The following is a 20,439-nucleotide window of genomic DNA, read 5'->3' on the forward strand; positions in this document are numbered from 1 at the left end:
ATTGATAGTATCAATAAATTGGTTATCTATACTGGATATTATGTAAAGAAAAAGATTGCTTGCTACATAAAAATATCGTAACAAAATTACACAGTATTTGCTTGACACTTGGGTTTTCAAAAGACTATAATTATAAAAAGTATATAAATATATAATTACATAATTATTAAAAGATTCTAAATAAAAAACATTTCCTGTAGCAACTATTTTGAGGGTCACAAATCATCTATTTAAGTAAGGTAATAGAGGTATGTTCGATGTGATTCAGATAGAAGAAAGCTACAGAACGGAGGAGAGATGTCTCATGATTTTACCATAAAACTGCGCAGGTGTCTTTGTGTGGTTTTAATCTGCTTTTTAGTAAATATTCCAGTGACTTCGGCACATGCAGCTTCGTCAGAAATTTTTTCGGGTTATACTCAAATATCAGATGCGAAAGGACTTCAGGCAATTGCTAATGCCCCTGATGGAAAGTATGTCTTAATGTCAGACATCAGTCTTAGAGGGATAGATTGGTATCCTATTAACTTCAATGGTACGATTGATGGAAACGGTCATACCATCTATGATTTAAAGTCCACACAAATGAATTCAGAGAGTAATATTAGCGTGGATGGAAATGATAAAAAGTATGAAACATATTTTTCGGGGTTGTTTGGACAGGCTGAGAATGCGGTGATCAAAAATCTCAATATAAAAGCATGTGATATCAAGATCTCAACTGATAAAAACTGTTTTGCTGCCGGCATTGCAGGCTATACTGCAAACACTGAAATTACGAACTGCAGTGTTCAAGGTAGTGTGTATCTTTATTCGAAAAATACAATGTGTGGAGTCGCAGGTATTACCGGTTTTGGTTATGGAACAGTTACCGGATGTCAGGCTGATATTACACTCGTAATCGTCGATGAAAGCGATATAACTAAAAAATGTGAACAGTTCCTTGGAGGTATACTTGCAAGTGGTTATACCGATATTGAAGGCTGCAAAGTAAATATTAAGGGATATGCATCAATACATGGTTTTGCACATAATGGAGGTCTTGTTGGAATGCACTACATACATACATCTGATAATAACCATGCAGGCTATGTTAGAAATAACGTTGTAAATGGTGTAATTTCATTTTTTGAAAATAATACAAACAGACGTGCTTACTGCTCGGCTTATATTGGTGAAACATTGAATAGCCACGTATCCAATTCGGGTAACACAAGCACTTCATTTACTAGAGATGAACGTTTTGATTATACCAAAATTCTACTACCCAATCCATGTAATAATCCGGTATATACAGAAACCGTTACGGAACCAACTTGTACGGTAATGGGTTATACGACATTCAATTGTAAAACCTGTGATTATTCTTATATTGCAAATTACACTTTTCCGGCTCACAAGGTAGGTGAACTTAAGACAGAAATTATACCTACGTTTTCAGAATATGGTCTAAGACGTAGCTACTGTACAGTATGTGGCCAACTTATAGAGGAAGTAAAAATCCCAAAACTTATATATTCGGATAATTCTATTCTTCAAAAGACTGAGCTGACCCTTTCTTATAAGTCAAAATATACGCTTTCGGCAGCGGTTGCTCCAGAAGATGCTGCTAACTGGAAGGTTAGCTGGTCTTCATCAGATGAATCTATTGTAAAGGTAAACGAGGCAGGCGAACTTACTGCAACCGGACGCGGCAACGCCGTCATAACTTGCTCAATGGAAGATGGAACCACTTTGGGTGAATGTGCCGTAACCGTTAAATCTATATCTGGGCAGTGGATTATTGCTGTTTTAATAGTTGGATTGATATTGGTTCTAATAGTAATATTAACAATAATACATTTTCATACAAAAGGCAGAAAGATAGTGGAAAAGGAAAAGTTAAGAAACAAAGATTAGCTACTCGGTTTATTTACTAATAAAGACAGTAGATAGTTTGCTTTATAAATGAAAACCAGAAAATAAAAACCAGAAAATAAAAACTAGAATGCAAAAGGGGATAAACATGAAAGTGAAAGATTGGAAAGTTAGTAAAAAAATTGGATTAGGTTTTGGTGCACTAATCATTATAGCAGTAGCAATGATTGTTAGTAATATATTCTCTATGAATAGAATGAATAACGCTTCATTAAAAGTGACGGATAATTATTTGCCAAGTATCATTAATCTACAGTATGTAACTGAAGATATTAGCACTCTGGAGTTATTAGCAAATGAACACTATTTTACGGAAAAGGCTGATCAACTGTCTTCAATAGAAGCAAATATAGTCATTGCAAAGGCTAGCTTGGAAGAGCATTTAAAGGCTTTTGAAGCTACGTTAGATCCAGGGGCAGAGACAGATGCTTTTAAGTCTTTTACTGAAAGTTGGAATGGTTATATTGTGAATTATGATGCCAGCATTAAACTTTCACATACCAATAATAAAGAAGAAGCGACGAGCCTTTATTGGAGTAAGATGAAATCGGTTTCACAAGTAATATCAATAAAAACGAGTGCAATGATGCAAACTAATATTGATGGATCGTTAAAACAAAAGGATTCCATTTCTAATGTTACTAAAACCAGTGATATGTACGCTTATGCGGGACTATTTGTTATTGTTATTTTTGGATTTTTATTCTTGTTTTTGATTAATAAATTTATTACAAAGCCAATCGTCAAAGCAAATCGATTAATCAATTCCATGATTAGTGATATTGAGAATGGAAAAGGAGATTTGTCAAAGAGGATACATCTTAGAACAAAGGATGAAATTGGACAATTGACTCATGGAATGGATGTCTTTATAGAAAGACTACAAGGTATAATTAATAATATGCATAGTTCAACTTTGGTTCTAGATGAAGCATCAGTGCTTTTGGTAGAGGAAATTAATTACGCCAATGTCAACATTGAGGATACTTCCACAGCTGTACAAGATATTGCAGCTGGTATGCAACAAACTGCAGCGTCAGTAGAAGAAATCAATGCGTCAACAGAGAATATCGAAAATGAAGTAGTGACTATGGCATCAAAAGCGCAAGAGGGCGTAAGTGCATCTAATCAAATAAGCGTAAGAGCAACAGAATTAAAGAAAAATGCACTTGACTCACAGCAAATTGCGAAACAAATTATAGAAAGTGTCGAGAAGAATTTAAAAGAAACCATTATAAAATCTAAAGAAGTAGAGAAAATTCATACATTGACTCATACGATAATAGAAATATCAGCACAGACTAACTTACTTGCTTTAAATGCAGCGATTGAAGCCGCTAGAGCAGGAGAAGCTGGCAAGGGATTCTCTGTTGTAGCAGACGAAATAAAGAAGCTGGCAGAAGAAACCAGAAAAACTGCAAATGAAATACAAAATATTAGCAATGTAGTAGTGACTTCGGTAGAAGATCTTGCAGGTGATGCAGAAAAGATATTAGAATTTATTAGCAAACAAGTTATTGGTGATTATCAGATGTTGGTAAATACATCAGAACAATACAATGATGATGCAGACTTAATGAATAGATTAATGAGTGATTTTAGTTTAACAGCTGATCAGTTGAAAACATTGATTCAAGGAATAATGCTTGCTATGAATGAAGTATCTATTACAGTCAATGATGGTGCTGGAGGCACTCATCTTATTTCAGAAAAAACATCGGTACTAGTCAATAATTTAATTGAAATTCAACAAAAAATGAAGTCGAATAGTGATATTGTAGAGAATCTAAATGAATCGGTTTCTATGTTTATATAAATTGAATTTAAGAAGGGATTAATGAATATAGATAATTTTGTTATAGTTAGTTTTTTATAGCTGATTCATTATATCAACATATTATATTGTACATAAATATTTTACGGTAATAGTCAAAAAAAACAGTCAAGAATATATTCGAGGCTGTTTTTTTGTGTAATGAAGAATAAAATTTTTCCTATTGTTTCGATTGCTAATATAAGGTACAATAATAAAATTGCGTCATAAAAATAAGGAGTATTATCAAGTTATGAGTATTTTAACTGCTTTTAGTCAAATGTTAATATTTTTTTCACTTATCATGGTTGGGGTTGCTTGCAGCCGAAAAAATCTTGTAAATGAAGAGAATGCACATAGTATTTCGAAACTTATCGTGAATGTTTTTAATCCTGCTATCATTTTTTCAAGCGTATTGGGAAACAGTCAAAATAAAGAAGGTGACTTCATATCTTTAATAGTGCTGATTGCAATTATTATGTTTTCTACATTTATAATACTTGGAAGTATTGGTTCTAGATTTTTTACAAAAGATAAGGATGAAATTAAAATATATAAGCTTATGACAGTATTTTCTAATGTTGGGTTTATTGGAATACCGTTGGTGGATTCATTATATGGAAGTTCTGCAATTATTTATGTTGCTATTTTTATATTGATTTACAATATTTTGATTTACACATATGGAATATCGATTCTACAGGGTGAAGCAGGAAAAAGACTATCGTTAACTAATTTGAAAAACATTTTAAATATGGGTACTTTATCATGTTGCATTACGCTATTCGTATTTTGCTTTCATATATCAATTCATCCAGTGGTTCAGACGACAGTAACCTATTTAGGCAATGTGGCTACTCCGCTATCGATGATGTCAATTGGGTTTTCGCTTGGTAGAGCTAATATATTTTCAGTATTTAATGATAAAAAATTGTACCTGTTTTCATTTATAAAATTAATTATTATTCCGGTGATTGGTGTTCTAATACTAAAGCGGTTTAATCTACCGGAACAGGTATTAGGCGTGAGTGCCGTCATGTTATCAATGCCAATTGGAAATTTACCAGTTATGCTTGCAAATCAGTATGGCGTCAACTCTGAAAATTGTGCGAAAGGAATTATAATAACTACGTTATTTTCTGTTATAACAGTACCATTGATTATGGGACTAGTATAATTCAATTGAAATCCGTTTTCGGTTGACAAATTTATCCTGAAATAGTAGAATAAGCTTTATCAAATGCGGCATTTAGCCGTTTTTTATTCTGATATATTTTAATATTAGGATAATATTAGGAGGAGAGAAATCTATGAAAAAGTTTTTTAGTATCGGTCTTGTATTAACATTGGTTATGTCAATGGTTGCTGGTTGTGGTAGTCCGACCTCAGCAGGCAAAACAGAATTCTTTATTGGCGGAATTGGACCTGTAACGGGTAGTGCTGCTATTTATGGCCAGGCAGTTAAGAACGGCGCACAGTTAGCAGTCGATGAAATTAATGCAGCAGGTGGAATCAATGGAGCTAAAATCAATTATGATTTCCAAGATGACGAAGCGAATTCAGAAAAAGCAATCAACGCTTATAATAACTTAAAAGATAAGGGTATGCAGATACTTATGGGAACTGTTACTTCAACAGCTTGTGTTGCAGTTGCAGACAAGACACTTGAGGATAAGATTTTCCAGATCACACCATCTGCTTCATCTACAGATTGTATTTCTAATGGGCAGGCATATCAGGTATGCTTTTCTGATCCTAACCAAGGTTCTGCTTCAGCAAAATATATTTCAGACAAGAAAATTGCAACTAAGGTTGCTGTAATTTATGATAGTTCAGATGTTTACTCAACAGGAATTTATGCAACATTTACTTCAAAAGCAAAAGAACTTGGTGTTCAAATCGTAGCAACAGAGGCATTTGATACTAGTAACAAAACAGATTTCTCAGTTCAGTTACAAAAGGCAAAGAGTGCGGGTGCTGATTTAGTGTTCCTTCCAATTTATTATACGGAAGCTTCTTTAATTCTTGCACAAGCAAGTTCAATGAATTATGCTCCAAAGTTTTTTGGATGTGATGGACTTGATGGTATTCTTGGTGTTAAAAACTTTAATCTAAAGCTTGCTGAAAATGTAATCCTTCTTACGCCATTTGCAGCAGATGCAACAGATACATTGACACAAAATTTTGTTACCAAGTACCAATCATCATATAATGAAACACCTAACCAGTTTGCAGCAGATGCATATGATGCTATCTATATTATTAAAGCAGCAATTGAAAAATCTAATGTAAAACCTTCAGATTCAACATCAGCTATTTGTGCAGCAATGAAAAAAGTGATGACAGAAATTAAGGTTGATGGATTAACTGGTTTAGCAATGTCATGGTCAGTAACAGGAGAAGTTAACAAAGACCCTAAGGCAGTCATTATTAAAGATGGTGCTTATAAGGCATATTAATATAAACCGAATCAAATGATCGAAACTAAATCAAATGATTTAAACTAACATTAAAAGTTAAACCAAATAATCAAAAGTTGAATTGAATTATTAAAAAGAAAAGGAAGATTGTCTATTAAGTGACAATCTTCCTTTTAAATAATATTGAGTATATTTTATCGTTATGTTATAATATAACTTATTAAAAAGCAAAGAGGTGTTGATATGGATTTCATATCGTATTTAATTAAAGGTGTCAGCCTTGGCAGTATTTATGCCATTATTGCACTTGGCTATACCATGGTGTATGGCATAGCAAAGATGCTGAATTTTGCTCATGGTGATGTTATTATGGTGGGTGGATTTATCACCTTTACGGCTATGAGTACTTGGGGATTGAACCCCATTTTAAGTGTATTGATGTCTGTGGCATTTTGTACAGTATTAGGAGTCGCAATTGAAAAGATCGCATATAAGCCATTAAGAAAAGCAGCACCATTGGCAGTTTTGATTACGGCTATTGGTGTGAGTTATTTCCTACAGAATTTGGCACAACTTGTTTTCCATGCAGATTCAAAGGCATTTACATCTGTAATTCAGATTCCAACCATATCTATGTTTAATGGCAATCTTACGATTACAGGAGAAACTATGGTAACAATTTTGTCATGTATTGTTATTATGATTGCTCTTTCTCTCTTCATTAAGAAAACAAAAACTGGACGTGCAATGGTAGCTGTCTCAGAAGATCAAGGAGCAGCTCAACTTATGGGCGTGAATGTCAATCGTACTATTTCAATTACATTTGCAATTGGTTCTGCTTTAGCAGCAATTGCTGCTGTACTTTTGTTTTCTGCGTACCCAAGCATCTCGAATACATCAGGGGCTATGCCTGGAATCAAGGCATTTGTGGCTGCCGTATTTGGTGGAATTGGATCCATACCAGGAGCAATGATTGGTGGAATTATTCTTGGCGTGATTGAGATATTAAGTAAAGCTTATATTTCATCTCAACTATCAGATGCCATTGTATTTGGCATACTTATACTTGTGCTAATTGTGAAACCTACGGGAATTCTTGGCAAGAAAATTCATGAGAAAGTGTAGGGATGGTAAACATGAACAGATTAAAATCAATGGACAAAAAAACAAAAAGTAATTTCATTACATATGGGATGGTAATAATTGCTTACTTAATTATGCAAGGATTAATAACTTCGCAAAGCATATCCTCCACTTTGAATGGACTCTTGATTCCATTATGCTATTATGTTATTTTAGCAATTTCATTAAATTTGACGGTGGGAATTCTTGGTGAATTAAGTCTTGGACATGCTGGATTTATGTGCGTCGGAGCGTTTACTAGTGCTTTCTTTTCACGAATCACAAAAGATCTTATAACAAATGTTTCACTAAGATTCATGTTGGCAATATTAATAGGAGCTGCATTTGCTGCTATATTTGGTATTATTATTTCACTTTCCGTAACAAGGCTCAGTGGTGATTATCTTGCAATTGTAACCCTTGCGTTTGGCGAAATTATTAAAAATGTTATAAATGCACTTTATGTAGGGAGTGATAGCACTGGATTTCATTTTTCGCTAAAGGACGTTGCAGGACTTGGACTTAACACGGATGGGAAAGTGGTTGTTCAGGGAGCCATGGGTATAACAAAAATACCAAGAGATTCAACATTTATTGTGGGTATCATTTTAGTCTTGATCACATTGGTGATTGTTCTTAATCTGATTCATTCAAGGGCGGGACGTGCAATTATGGCTGTTCGTGACAATCGTATTGCAGCTGAGTCTGTAGGTATCAATATTAAAAAATACAGAGTTATGGCATTTTCAATATCTGCTTCATTAGCAGGAGTTGCAGGTGTTCTCTATGCACATAGTATGTCACAGATTACTGCTTCACCGGATAAGTTTGGGTATAATGCATCGATTGCAATTCTTGTATTTGTAGTTCTTGGTGGTATTGGTAAGGTGAGAGGTTCTATGATAGCTGCTATTATTTTGACGATGCTTCCAGAATACTTACGTTTTCTAAAAGATTACAGAATGCTGATCTATGCCATTGTACTTATTATAATGATGATTTTCAATTGGAGTCCTAAAATTATAGCGTGGAGAAGTACGCATTCATTAAAAAGATTTGTAAAAGGCTTGATCAAGAAAAATCAGGAGGAGATAAAATAATTATGGCATTATTAGAAGTTAAAAATTTGAGTATCTCCTTTGGTGGATTAAGAGCGGTAGATGATTTCGAGATTAACGTTGAAAAAGGCCAGTTATATGGATTGATTGGTCCAAATGGAGCAGGTAAAACAACAATATTCAACCTTTTGACCGGTGTGTATAAGCCGGACGAGGGAATAATTGTTTTGGATGGAAAAAACATCGCAGGAAAAAGTAATATTGCCATTAATAAAGCGGGTATTGCAAGAACCTTTCAAAATATCAGATTATTCAAAGGATTATCAGTTATTGATAATGTGAAAGTTGGTCTTCATAATATCCACGAATACAAATATTCGGCTATTACAGGAGTTTTAAGACTTCCAGCCTATTTTAAAAAAGAAAAATTAATGAACGCGCGCGCATTGGAACTGTTGAAGGTGTTTGGATTAGATGGCGAAAAAGATTTAATGGCCACGAATCTTCCTTATGGAAAACAAAGAAAGTTGGAAATAGCAAGAGCGCTTGCTACCAATCCTAAACTATTATTACTGGATGAACCTGCAGCTGGAATGAATCCAAACGAAACGCAGGAATTGATGGATACGATAAGATTTGTTAGAGACAATTTTGATATGACCATCTTATTGATTGAACATGATATGAGGCTTGTAGCAGGAATTTGTGAAGAACTTACGGTATTGAATTTTGGACATATATTAGCACAAGGTAAAACATCTACCGTTTTAAATAATCCTGATGTTATTACAGCATATCTTGGAGAATAGGAGGAACAAGTAGATGTCAATGTTAGAAGTAAAAGATTTATCGGTTTACTATGGAGTGATTCAAGCTCTTAAAGGTATTTCATTTAAAGTAAATGAAGGGGAAGTTATTGCTTTGATTGGTGCCAACGGTGCCGGGAAAACAACAATTCTTCATGCAGTTTCAGGTTTGCTTTCTCCTAAAGCCGGATCTATTGACTTTGAAGGTCATGATTTAATAAAAACACCTTCCCATAAAATCGTATCTCTTGGAATGTCACATGTTCCAGAGGGCAGAAGAGTATTCTCTCAGCTCTCTGTTTATGACAATCTTAGGTTAGGTGCCTTCACAAGAAAAGACAAGTATGAAATAGAGCAATCATTGCAACATGTATATAAGAGATTTCCAAGATTAAAAGAAAGAAAGAATCAGTTTGCTGGAACTCTTTCTGGTGGAGAGCAACAGATGCTTGCTATGGGAAGAGCTTTAATGGCTAGCCCTAAGATTATCTTGATGGATGAACCATCCATGGGACTCTCACCAATTATGGTAAGCGAGATTTTTGATATCATAAAATCAATTAGTACTTCAGGCACAACCGTTTTACTTGTAGAACAGAATGCAAAAAAAGCATTGTCTATAGCAGATAGAGGTTATGTGTTGGAAACAGGAAAGATTGTCTTGGAAGGTAAGGCAAGTGAATTGTTGGATGATGATACCATAAAAAAGGCATATTTAGGGGAGTGATAAGTGTTGATTTTCCTTGCCTTTCCTTCTAACAGCGAGGGGCGTGCTGTTATCAGCCGGTCTGCGGAAAATGAACACTTATCACTCCTGGTTTTGGAAGCGTAAAAGATAAAAGATAAAAGATAAAAGATAAAAGATAAAAGATAAAAGATAAAAGATAAAAGATAAAAGATAAAAGATAAAAGATAAAAGATAAAAGATAGAAGATAAAAGATAGAAGAACATAAAAGAACATAAAAACTTATAAATAAGGTTTGATAATGAAATCAAAATAAGAGGTAGGTGTGTATGGGTAATTATGTGATTACAATTGCTAGAGGGTACGGTAGTGGTGGACGTACAATAGGAAAAATGCTTGCGCAGGAGCTGGGTATCAGCTATTATGATAGGGAATTGATGAGATTGGCTTCTGATGAAAGTGGAATTGACGAGAGTTTATTTGCGAAAGCAGATGAGAAACTCAAAAGCAGTCTACTATTTAAGGTTGCAAAAAATATTTACAAGGGTGAGATTATTGGACCCGATAGTGATGAATTTGTTTCAAATGATAATTTATTCAATTATCAAGCAAAGGTACTAAAAGAATTAGCTGCAAAAGAATCTTATGTCGTGATTGGAAGATGTGCTGATTATATTTTAAAAGAGTTCGACAATGTAATTAGAGTCTTTGTTCATGCACCAATGGATAACTGCATTGATACGATTGCTACAATGTCTGCAATGACTCGAAAAGATGCCGAACAGTTAATAACCAAGACAGACAAACATAAAGCCGATTATTATCGCCATTATACAGGTCATACTTGGAATGCTGCTACGAACTATGACTTATGTCTTAACACGAAAGAACTTAGTTTAGATAAATGTGTTAAAATTGTTAAAGAATACATGAAAATAAAATTTTCCGTAAATTAAAATTTCTATAATAGAAACGAAATAATTACACACCATACAGGTATATAGGTGTGAAAGCAAAGTCAAATGACTTTGCTTTTTTTTGACCATAAATCAATGAATTTTAAATTTAAAACGAATTCCATATATTCCATATTTTGATTAATAATGATTAGGACAAATTAGGATATACTAATTTTAAACTTAAGACAAACCTAAAAACAGTTAATGAAAGAAAGGAATAAAAAATGAAAAAAATAATACCATTCTTAACGATTTGTATTACTAGCTTGATTTTAGCAAAAACAGTTGTGGCAGGTGATTTAGAATCTAATATGAAAAATTTAGATAATATTAAAATCGCAAATACCAATCTATCTCAGATGAATTTATACTTGGATCCTAATACCATACCAACTAAAAGTAAGTTGTCATATAGTTCTTGTAAAAAATTACAACCGAAGTTCACTTTGTCAACAGAAAAAATGTATGCGATAAAATATTTCGTGAATAATTGTGAATCTTATAATAATATTGCTTATATTTTAACAGCGCAAGATTTACAAATAATTACTGAAACTCAAACGCCTACCCAAACGCCTACCGAACCCCAAGTTTCTACCGAACCCCAAGTTTCTACCGAACCCCAAGTTCCTACCGTACCCAATGTACCTACCCAAACACAGGCAGCTACCAAATCAGCAATAACTGAGACACAAGCAACACCACCAGTACAAATTGCGCCCACACAAGCAGCTACAAGCGTTCCTAAGTCAGATAATTTGAATAATGTAAACACAAGTAGTAATTTTAGAGAATTTCAAAAAAAGGTTATTGAAATTGTTAATAAGGAAAGAGTAACGGCTGGATTAAATACGTTGGCAGAAAATGCAGATTCAGATAAGATAGCAACTTTAAAGTCAGAAGATATGGTCAAGTTAAATTATTTTAGTCACCAATCACCAACATATGGATCACCGTTTGAAATGCTTACAAATTTTAATATTAAGTACACTGCAGCTGGTGAAAATATAGCTTATGGGCAGTCTACACCAGATGCGGTCATGACTGCATGGATGAACTCGCCGGGACATAGAGCGAATATATTAAACACAAACTTTACTCAAATTGGAGTTGGAATAGCGTTAAAAGCAAACGGTCAACTTGTATGGACACAAACATTTACTAGACCTTAATTTAAATCTAAAAAGCAGACCACAATTAAATTAGTATTCCATTACGGATTCTTTTTTAATCATGGTCTGTTTTTTTTGATTTAATAGTTTTTATTTGGTTCCAGGTTTATTTGTACTAGGTTTATTTCGATTAGGAACTTCATCTGGAACTACATTTGTTGCATTTGAAGACTTCGGTTTATCAATTTCTGGAATATCTCCATCGCCATATTCCGAGTTGAAATCATAATCTAAATCGATTATATTTTTTGTGTTGATGTCATCAATACCCAAGCCAAAACGGTTATCATCCAAAACTTTATCCTCCTTATCTGTGGTTTTAGTATTCTTTGCTAAATAGTGAAAAATATACATCAGCTTTAGAAATACCTTCCAGTTATGCCTTATTTTGATTGATGATGATTTCGCTAAACCATGTTATGCTTGTTTCAAGCTCAGCAGAACTTAAAACCATTTTTTCAAAGAAAGGAAATATAATATGAAAAAAATGATATCTATCCTAACCCTTTGTTTAGTGACCGGCTTAAGTATGACAAGCCCAGTAGCAGCGAGTACCAATCAACCAAGCACGCAAACTTCAGAAAATGTTAACATAGTGCAAAGTGGATTATCTAATCTGTATTTATGCTTAAATCAAAATGCATTATTATACAATGGTGTATACTTAAATGCCAGCTGTTTGAAATTGCAACCTAAGTGTAATTCAACATTAGTTAATTCCAATATTTCACAACAAATTAGCGGCTATAATGCATTTTGCCAGAATCGTGCGCAGCAAGCTTCTACTGCTAATACAGATGCAACTACAGCTACAAAAGCATCACAAAGTACACTGGCAACACAAAGTGCACAAACAACACCAAGTACACAAGCAACAGCAAGTCCAACTACAGGTACGAAAGCTGCGGCAAGTCCACAATCAACTACATGTCCACAATCAAGTAAGCAAACAGTTACATATTCAACAACACAATCAACTAATTGCCCTAAAACGACACAATCAAGTACGCAAACAACAACAAGTGCTGCAACGCCTGTAAATGGCACAAGTAATACTACTTCGAGTTCTTCGTTCTCAGAGTTTCAGAAAAAAGTAATTGCACTTGTTAATAATGAAAGAGCAAATGCAGGATTAAATGCACTATCAGAAAATAATGAATTAAATAATGTAGCAACTTTAAAATCTGAGGATATGGTAAAACTAAATTATTTCAGCCATACATCACCTACATATGGTTCACCATTTGAAATGCTAACGCAATTTAACATTAAATATACAGCTGCAGGAGAAAATATTGCCTATGGACAGCCTACACCGGAAGAAGTAATGAATGGATGGATGAATTCACCAGGTCATAGAGCAAATATATTAAATAAAAACTTTACTCAAATTGGAGTAGGTATTGCTCAAAAAGCAAATGGACAATATGTATGGACACAGGAATTTACTAGACCATAGGAGCTTGATATATATACAACAGATGGAGGAATCCCTCTTCTGAATCTTAAATGGCGTACTAATTATATGAAAATATAGTTAGTACGCTTTTTTAGCGCGCTGGTAGTATGTATAGGAATATCAGGTTATACGGATGAGTTGAAATAGGTATTGTTTTATGGAATAAAGTAATTGAATGTGATAGAATTAGAAAAAAACCAGTAGCATTAATATAAAAAATTAGCAACTCGATTAAAGAAAATGAATATATAGTAGCCAATACTAAATAAAGGGAGATCTCATGAAAAACTATAGATATATTATATTTGACCTTGACGGAACAATTACAGACCCCAAAGTAGGAATAACGAAATCGATTGATTATGCACTTACAAGTTTTGGGATTGAAACAAAAAAATTGGATTCTTTATGTAAATATATTGGACCTCCATTAATGAATACCTTTCAAGAAGATTATGGTTTTAGTGAAGACGAGGCAAAATCAGCAGTCTCAAAATATCGAGAGTATTTTAATGTTACGGGAATATATGAAAATTTAGTATATTGTGGAGTTGAAGAGATGTTAACAAATCTTAAAAATAACCAGAAGAAGTTGATGATAGCTACATCAAAACCAACAGAGTTTGCAAAAAGAATATTAGAGCATTTTAACCTAATTCAGTATTTTGACTTTGTTGCAGGAAGTGAAATGGATGGAAGAAGGATAGACAAGGCTGACGTTATAAAGTATGTAATGGAAGAAAATCAGATTACAGATACTTCTGAGGTAATAATGATTGGAGATCGAAAACATGATATTATTGGTGCAAAAACAATGAAAATTGCTGCTATAGGAGTACTGTATGGCTATGGTGATAAAGATGAGCTTACGATGGCGGGTGCAGATTATATCCTTGAGAAGGTTGAAGATATAAGTGCTTTATTTGAAATATAGACATTCATTGTTTCAATTCGATTTCATATTATAATAGTATACCATATGAGATATTGATTGAAGGGTATAAAATTAAGGGAGAAAAAGTTGAAAGAAATTTTCTGCCACATGATTTGAGACTGTGGAACAGACTTGAGATTGTGTCTTATTAAAGCAATCCACAGGGATGGAGAAAAAAATGAAAATTAACAAAGATTTAATTAGATATATTCCATGCTTATATGCAAGCTTTATTATTGGTATAGTGGCACTAGAGATAGGTGTTCTTCTTCCATATTTGATGGATGAATTGCAATTGAATTACACGCTTATGGGTGGACTGTTATCTATGTTTGCCATTGGAAATTTGTTCGCAAGTTCAATTAATTCATACATTATATCAAAGATTGGGAGGAAACCTTCTATCTTGATTTTGTCGTCAATGATACCACTTGCTTTTCTATTATTGGCCTTTTCGCCATCGTATTACTGGCTAAATGTTATTGTTGCAATGCTTGGATTAGGAAGAGGATCTATTAGCATATATATATATTCAACTGCAAATGATGATTCAGAAGGGAAACAAATATATGTCCATTGGCTCTCAATGATTTTTGCGATAGGTGCATTTGTGGCCCCCTTATTGACAAATATATTACTGTATTTTTCAATGACGTGGCATCAAATTATTTTATTGTTTTTTGGGATGACGGTATTGGTGCCAATCCTTTTCATTATTTCAAAATGTGATGATTTCAGATCTACTGGTTACAAATCCACTAATTACAAATCTACAAATTACACTTCAGAGGAATTTGAACAGACATTATTAGATACGTCTGAAAATACAAGTAAACCTTATTTTAAGTGTACTGGCTTTTATGTTTTAGGATTAATTTTGTTCTTTTATATAGGAATGGAAAATTGCGTAAATGGTTGGTTTATTTCATATTTTAAAGATATGAATATTATGACGGATGCATATGCGTACACACTTGTTTCGATTACATGGAGCTTCGTCATTATAGGTCGAATAGCTAGCGCATTTTTATCAACTAAAATGCAGAGACGGCAAATGATCTTGATAAATTGCATTGGTTCAGCAGTTTGCTTTCTTATGCTTATTTCGACCAAACAGTTAGGGATGATTACTGTTTCAATTGTTGGATTTGGATTCTTTTGTGCTGGAATATATCCCACAACGATTACGAGTAGCAAGTCAGTACTTAAAGGATCTGTTTCCGGTATGTCAATGTTGCTCGCGGTAGCTGCCATTGGAGGAATAATCACACCACAGCTAGTTGGGATATTTGCGGATCATTTGGGACTGGTACCTGCAATCGTTTATCTTCTAATAAGTATGATTGGTATGATTGTATTTGCAGTAGTGAATTTTTATAAGAAATATTCCGAAGATATTGAATGATTCAAATGAAAGTCAGACGCATCAGCTGTATCACAACAGTTGGGGCGCCTGATTTTTATTTGATTCTATACGTATATTTCTAATGATATCTCATTTCGTTATAGTATCAATCAATATATCTATCTCACGGCAGTCTGGCTCTTGAAACTGATCTGAAAAGAGTTGTTTCATATTATCATCAATATAATAGCCTTTTTCCAAGCCGTCTTCCAGGTTTTTATTTCGTTTATCAATGTTACACAACCACTTTGCTGGTGATATTTTGATATAATGAAGTTCTGTTTTGATTCCTTTATCAGCATAATACAATTTGGTTTTATTTCGTTCTAAATGAGTCCAAAAGCCAAAATCCAATATTACATTTGTATCTGCAGTTACAATTTGTTCCCCTAATTGGTAAAGATAGTTCTGAACTTTTTGTGAAATAACGTTATGGCTATCTCCAAGCTGTTCATCAAACAACGTTAACATCAATTCATCACAAGACAAAATAACAGCATTATATTTTGTCTTTATTTTATTCGCATAGGTACTCTTACCACTACATACTTTCCCACATAACAAAATGATTTTAGCCATTTTCAACCCTCCAAATATAAATAATCTTTAAGACTTTCCTACATTTCTTACATGATATACTATTGCTTGTATAAATTCAAATTATTAAAGTCTAATATATGGAAGAAAACCAAGGAGAATAGTTTAAATATAGAAAAATATTATAAATATTCGAAAAATATATTGACAAAATAGTAAAAAGTAGTATAGTTATATACATGAGTAGCATACCATATAAGCAAATGACTTAAATGATATAAAATCTTAAGCATAGGAGGTGGAAAATAGAATATGAATGAAATGTTGACACAAGAAAAATCTATATATTTGCAAATAAGTGAAATGATTGAGAATGACATTTTACGTAATATTATTTTAGAAGAAGAGAGAGCTCCAAGTATTAATGAATTAGTAAAGCTCTATACAATTAATCCTGCAACTGCAACAAAGGGGATTAATATACTTGTTGAGGAAGGAATACTTTACAAGAAAAGAGGCATTGGAATGTTTGTTATGAAAGGTGCGAAGGAGAAGATTATGGAGAAAAGAAAAGAAGAATTTTACGATAATTATATTAAAAAATTACTAGTAGAGGCAGCCAGACTTGGAATTGGTCAGGATGAACTTCTTACAATGATTCAAAAGAATAAATAAAAAAGGGGAAATAGCTGATATGAATAATTTAGTTTGCAAAGATATTGTTAAGAAATACGGAAAAAAAGAAGTGCTAAACAATGTGAATCTGACATTGGAAAAAGGTAAGATATATGGATTGATTGGAAGAAATGGAGCAGGTAAGACAACCTTGTTGTCAATTATTTCAGCACAAAATCCAGCTACGAGTGGAACAGTTTCACTGGATGATGAACGGATATGGGAAAATCAAAAAGCGTTAGACAAAATTTGCTTTTCGAGAGAATTAAACCCTGTTATGGGAAATGGTGCAGCGGGACTAAAGATAAAAGAATATTTAAAAATCGCTGCTATGTATTTTCCAAATTGGGATAATGAAATGGCATTAAATTTAGTAAAAGAATTTGAGCTCAATGTAAAAGATAGAATCGTTAAGCTTTCAAAAGGAATGATGTCAATGGTTACAATTATTGTAGCTATGGCAAGCAAGGCTGAGTATACATTCTTGGATGAACCAGTATCTGGACTTGATGTTGTTATGCGTGAATATTTCTATAAATTATTGTTAGCGGAATATACAGAAAGTGGAAGAACATTTGTTATATCAACACATATAATCGAAGAAGCGGCAGATGTGTTTGAAGAAGTTATTATAATTAGTGATGGTAAAATACTTTTGAAAGAAAATACGCAGGAACTTATTTCAAAAGCATTTCGTGTTAGTGGAAAAGCGGAGGATGTAGATGCAGTAACTTTGGGACTTAGACTTCATCAGGTGGAAATTACGGGAAGAGGCAAAGGTGTTACTGTAATCTTAGAAGATGGCCAGAAAATAAGAGGAGGATTTGATGTAAGCATACAGCCTTTGAACCTTCAGAATGTGTTTTTGGCTTTTTGCGGTAAGGGAGAAAAAGGATGAGTAAAAAGAGCGGAATAAACCGTACGCTGAAGTACGGAGTAATATATGCGGAAAAAGTATTTTCTATGATAATTATAATAGCAGGTATTTATGCGTTAATATATTATATGCAAGGCGGGTTTGGTGATATTATTAGTGACTCACTAATGATTCCATTTTATATGGGAGAAATGTGCTTGATTATGTTATTTATAATACAGATAATGAATGAATCAAGATATATTCCACTTTCGATTTCTTTTGGTAGCCTAAGAAAAGAGACGTTTATCGGGATTCAATGGATAAACTTAATTCTGATAGTTCAAAGTGTTATTTTGGTTGGAGTATGTTTAATACCAAATCAAAGCATTTCCGGTGAGATGAAATCAATGGGGATTTTGATATTTGCGTTGCTGTTGGTTACTTTAGGTGGAATCGGACAGCTAATAGCAGCCGTGAGCATTAAATTCGGAAAGTTAGGTGGATTTTTAATCGCTGGATTAATATTTGTTTTAATTACGTCAGCTATAGTGGTACTTGCATTTGCTGGAGAGATCAACACAAATATTACTATAGATTCGTTTCCATCAAATATAAAAATTTTAGCTGTTTTAGTTGCCGTGATTGTATATATTTGTGGCTCATATATTAATTATCGTGTATTAAAAAACTATGAAGTACGCGCATAAGGAGGAAGATTGATGTTAAATGTAATAAAGAAGCAATTTAAACTTCGTAAGGAAGAGATTGTTTTGGCAGGGATAATAGAGTGTGTAACATTTATATTAGGTATGATTATACTGGCACTATTAGTTAGATTTGATGATACAACAGATACCGTATTTGAATTAGGATCGATATTCGCATTTTCAAGCACTTTATTTACAATATTTATTATGATATTTGCAACCTTTGGTGTTAGTTTTAATAATGCAATATGTATGGGGAGGACTCGAAAGTCTTTTGTGTCCTCTTATACGGTTGTAACATTATGCGTCACTTGTGCAATTATTGTAATTGCTTTTTTGTTTAGTATAATTGAAAAATCATTATATACATTCCTATATCCCAATCATATTTTTGGATATGTAGCTGTGAATCATATAACGCCGATGATTATTGTGGCAGTTATATTAATAGAAGTCATTGTGCCAATATTTATAGGGACAATCTTGGCGAAATATGGGATGAAAGCGTTTTGGATTTTATGGGCAATATGGATGTTTGGGTGTGTTGTGCTTCCCAAAATGGTTGGTACAATGATTAATAATGGCTATGAACATGATGATTCAGTTTTAGGAGAAATAGAAAGAAAACTGGTATCAATATTTGGCAGTATAAGTATTGCAGGCTGGTATGCAATTGGTGGAGCGATACTTCTCTTAATGCTGGTTACCACAATTAATTTAACAAGAAAACAGGGCGTGAAAATATGATCAATCAGAGAAACTCATTTCATATGTAAAAACATGTGAAAACAATAAACAAATAAAGAAAGAGAATTGCTTAATATCTACTTTGTAGTTATTAAGCAATTCTCTTTCTTAAAATATGAGGGGGGGAGATAGAAAGAATATCTTTCCTATCTGTAAGTAAGTATATAATTAAAGTATGATAAATCAATGAATAAAGTTTGAAAAATATGTGAATAAGTGAATTGGAATATCACTTTATTCCATCGAAGATTCATTTGCAATAATGTTATACAATATTATTTGCAGATGTGAAAAAATAAAGGCCAAAAAAGGAGACATATCCAGATAATCTGAATATGTCTCCTTTTGGTTTACACAAATAGTGTAATAACTATAAAAATTAGCAAGCTAATCTTGATTGTTATAAATTATGCTAAACAAACGTTTACTGCTTGTAAGCCTTTAGCGCCTTGAGTAAGTTCAAAAGTTACGTTTTGACCATCTTCTAAGCTCTTGAAGCCGTCGTTAGCAATACCTGAGAAATGTACGAATACATCTTCTCCGTTAGCTTCGTTTGTTATAAATCCAAATCCCTTTTGTGAGTTAAACCATTTAACTGTACCTTTATTCATGAAAGATACCTCCTAAAATTATATTATATTTTGTGCTTAAATAAAAAGTCACATATTTTTGTAAATCATAATATTGAATATGATGACTTACAAAAATATGTGAATCAAAACCAACATCAAAAATATTAAACTCATCATACAATGTATTAGTGAATATGTCAAGTGAAAACAAAAAAAAATTGAATATGAAATAAAATAGGAAGAAGAATATAGAAATAAAATAGGGAGAACAATATAATTGACAATTTGATTTTAAGATGATATTATCAAAATTAATTGAATATAGGTCTTCAGGGCAGGGTGCAATTCCCTACCGGTGGTAAAGCCCACGAGCCAATACTTTGTACTTTCTAATCAAAGTGGTATGATTCGGTGAAATTCCGAAGCCGACAGTAAAGTCTGGATAAAAGAAGATGAATTGATATTATAATATTTGTAATATTGTTTGGTTAAGTGGCTCTGGAATGTTTTTCGTTCCGGCGCTTTTTTTGATCTTAAACCTAATTTTAGTTTACAATTTATTGTATATTTTCGCCTTGAAGTAAATACTAT

At 33.1% G+C, this 20,439-nt stretch carries 20 protein-coding genes and 1 riboswitch; of the genes, 17 read left to right on the forward strand and 3 right to left on the reverse strand.

The genetic code is table 11. The features are described 5' to 3' along the window. The first annotated feature begins 297 nt into the window (after positions 1-297). The 10 genes from BMY18_RS21325 to BMY18_RS03310 all read left to right on the forward strand — a co-directional run bounded on the left by BMY18_RS21325 (position 298) and on the right by BMY18_RS03310 (position 11,953). Positions 298-1,899, forward strand: a complete 1,602-nt coding sequence (locus BMY18_RS21325) for an Ig-like domain-containing protein (RefSeq protein ID WP_242940948.1) — start codon at positions 298-300, stop codon at positions 1,897-1,899. Positions 1,900-2,005: 106 nt separating this feature from the next. After that, entirely contained in the window at positions 2,006-3,733 is a 1,728-nt protein-coding gene (locus tag BMY18_RS03265) for a methyl-accepting chemotaxis protein (protein ID WP_092450540.1), read from the forward strand. A 250-nt stretch (positions 3,734-3,983) separates the two neighbouring features. After that, on the forward strand, positions 3,984-4,907 hold the full coding sequence (locus tag BMY18_RS03270; RefSeq protein WP_092450542.1) for an AEC family transporter: 924 nt from the start codon (positions 3,984-3,986) through the stop codon (positions 4,905-4,907). 133 nt (positions 4,908-5,040) lie between these two features. Then, complete coding sequence (locus tag BMY18_RS03275; RefSeq protein ID WP_092450544.1) at positions 5,041-6,189, forward strand: ABC transporter substrate-binding protein; 1,149 nt, start codon at positions 5,041-5,043, stop codon at positions 6,187-6,189. 204 nt (positions 6,190-6,393) lie between these two features. Then, on the forward strand, positions 6,394-7,275 hold the full coding sequence (locus tag BMY18_RS03280) for a branched-chain amino acid ABC transporter permease (RefSeq protein ID WP_092450546.1): 882 nt from the start codon (positions 6,394-6,396) through the stop codon (positions 7,273-7,275). A gap of 11 nt (positions 7,276-7,286) precedes the next feature. Continuing rightward, positions 7,287-8,372: a branched-chain amino acid ABC transporter permease gene (locus BMY18_RS03285; protein WP_092450976.1), complete on the forward strand. Its 1,086-nt coding sequence runs from the start codon at positions 7,287-7,289 to the stop codon at positions 8,370-8,372. Between the two features lie 2 nt (positions 8,373-8,374). Beyond that, on the forward strand, positions 8,375-9,139 hold the full coding sequence (locus tag BMY18_RS03290; RefSeq protein ID WP_092450549.1) for an ABC transporter ATP-binding protein: 765 nt from the start codon (positions 8,375-8,377) through the stop codon (positions 9,137-9,139). 13 nt (positions 9,140-9,152) lie between these two features. Beyond that, the gene (locus BMY18_RS03295; RefSeq protein WP_092450551.1) at positions 9,153-9,863 is read left to right on the forward strand and encodes an ABC transporter ATP-binding protein; all 711 of its coding nucleotides are present in this window, start codon (positions 9,153-9,155) and stop codon (positions 9,861-9,863) included. Positions 9,864-10,151: 288 nt separating this feature from the next. Next, entirely contained in the window at positions 10,152-10,778 is a 627-nt protein-coding gene (locus BMY18_RS03305; RefSeq protein WP_092450554.1) for a cytidylate kinase-like family protein, read from the forward strand. Positions 10,779-11,005: 227 nt separating this feature from the next. After that, on the forward strand, positions 11,006-11,953 hold the full coding sequence (locus tag BMY18_RS03310) for a CAP domain-containing protein (RefSeq protein ID WP_242940949.1): 948 nt from the start codon (positions 11,006-11,008) through the stop codon (positions 11,951-11,953). Positions 11,954-12,043: 90 nt separating this feature from the next. Here the strand turns inward: BMY18_RS03310 and BMY18_RS03315 are convergent, their stop codons facing one another. Further along, positions 12,044-12,247, reverse strand: a complete 204-nt coding sequence (locus BMY18_RS03315) for a hypothetical protein (protein ID WP_139197209.1) — start codon at positions 12,245-12,247, stop codon at positions 12,044-12,046. A 184-nt stretch (positions 12,248-12,431) separates the two neighbouring features. On the opposite strand from BMY18_RS03315, the gene BMY18_RS03320 reads away from it, so the two are divergent. The 3 genes from BMY18_RS03320 to BMY18_RS03330 all read left to right on the forward strand — a co-directional run bounded on the left by BMY18_RS03320 (position 12,432) and on the right by BMY18_RS03330 (position 15,751). Beyond that, entirely contained in the window at positions 12,432-13,412 is a 981-nt protein-coding gene (locus BMY18_RS03320) for a CAP domain-containing protein (protein WP_242940950.1), read from the forward strand. Positions 13,413-13,692: 280 nt separating this feature from the next. After that, positions 13,693-14,346: an HAD family hydrolase gene (locus BMY18_RS03325; RefSeq protein ID WP_092450558.1), complete on the forward strand. Its 654-nt coding sequence runs from the start codon at positions 13,693-13,695 to the stop codon at positions 14,344-14,346. A gap of 178 nt (positions 14,347-14,524) precedes the next feature. Next, a complete protein-coding gene (locus BMY18_RS03330) occupies positions 14,525-15,751 on the forward strand; it encodes an MFS transporter (RefSeq protein WP_170841276.1) in 1,227 nt (408 codons plus the stop codon). 90 nt (positions 15,752-15,841) lie between these two features. Here BMY18_RS03330 and BMY18_RS03335 read toward each other — a convergent pair whose 3' ends face one another. After that, on the reverse strand, positions 15,842-16,330 hold the full coding sequence (locus BMY18_RS03335; RefSeq protein WP_092450562.1) for a P-loop nucleotide/nucleoside kinase family protein: 489 nt from the start codon (positions 16,328-16,330) through the stop codon (positions 15,842-15,844). Between the two features lie 270 nt (positions 16,331-16,600). Here BMY18_RS03335 and BMY18_RS03340 point away from each other — a divergent pair, with 270 nt between their 5' ends. The 4 genes from BMY18_RS03340 to BMY18_RS03355 are packed head-to-tail and all read left to right on the forward strand — an operon-like array spanning position 16,601 to position 19,276. After that, the gene (locus BMY18_RS03340) at positions 16,601-16,963 is read left to right on the forward strand and encodes a GntR family transcriptional regulator (protein WP_092450564.1); all 363 of its coding nucleotides are present in this window, start codon (positions 16,601-16,603) and stop codon (positions 16,961-16,963) included. Between the two features lie 19 nt (positions 16,964-16,982). After that, the gene (locus tag BMY18_RS03345) at positions 16,983-17,861 is read left to right on the forward strand and encodes an ABC transporter ATP-binding protein (RefSeq protein ID WP_092450566.1); all 879 of its coding nucleotides are present in this window, start codon (positions 16,983-16,985) and stop codon (positions 17,859-17,861) included. After that, complete coding sequence (locus BMY18_RS03350; RefSeq protein WP_092450568.1) at positions 17,858-18,529, forward strand: hypothetical protein; 672 nt, start codon at positions 17,858-17,860, stop codon at positions 18,527-18,529. Before BMY18_RS03345 ends, BMY18_RS03350 begins: the two co-directional genes overlap by 4 nt. Before the next feature lie 12 nt (positions 18,530-18,541). After that, positions 18,542-19,276, forward strand: a complete 735-nt coding sequence (locus tag BMY18_RS03355) for a hypothetical protein (protein ID WP_092450570.1) — start codon at positions 18,542-18,544, stop codon at positions 19,274-19,276. A 407-nt stretch (positions 19,277-19,683) separates the two neighbouring features. Here BMY18_RS03355 and BMY18_RS03360 read toward each other — a convergent pair whose 3' ends face one another. After that, positions 19,684-19,887, reverse strand: coding sequence for a cold-shock protein (locus tag BMY18_RS03360; protein ID WP_092450572.1), 204 nt, complete (start codon positions 19,885-19,887; stop codon positions 19,684-19,686). A gap of 282 nt (positions 19,888-20,169) precedes the next feature. After that, a riboswitch (FMN riboswitch) is annotated at positions 20,170-20,306 on the forward strand. Positions 20,307-20,439 lie beyond the last annotated feature (133 nt).

Source organism: [Clostridium] fimetarium (assembly GCF_900111235.1).
Lineage (GTDB): Bacteria > Bacillota > Clostridia > Lachnospirales > Lachnospiraceae > Clostridium_N > Clostridium_N fimetarium.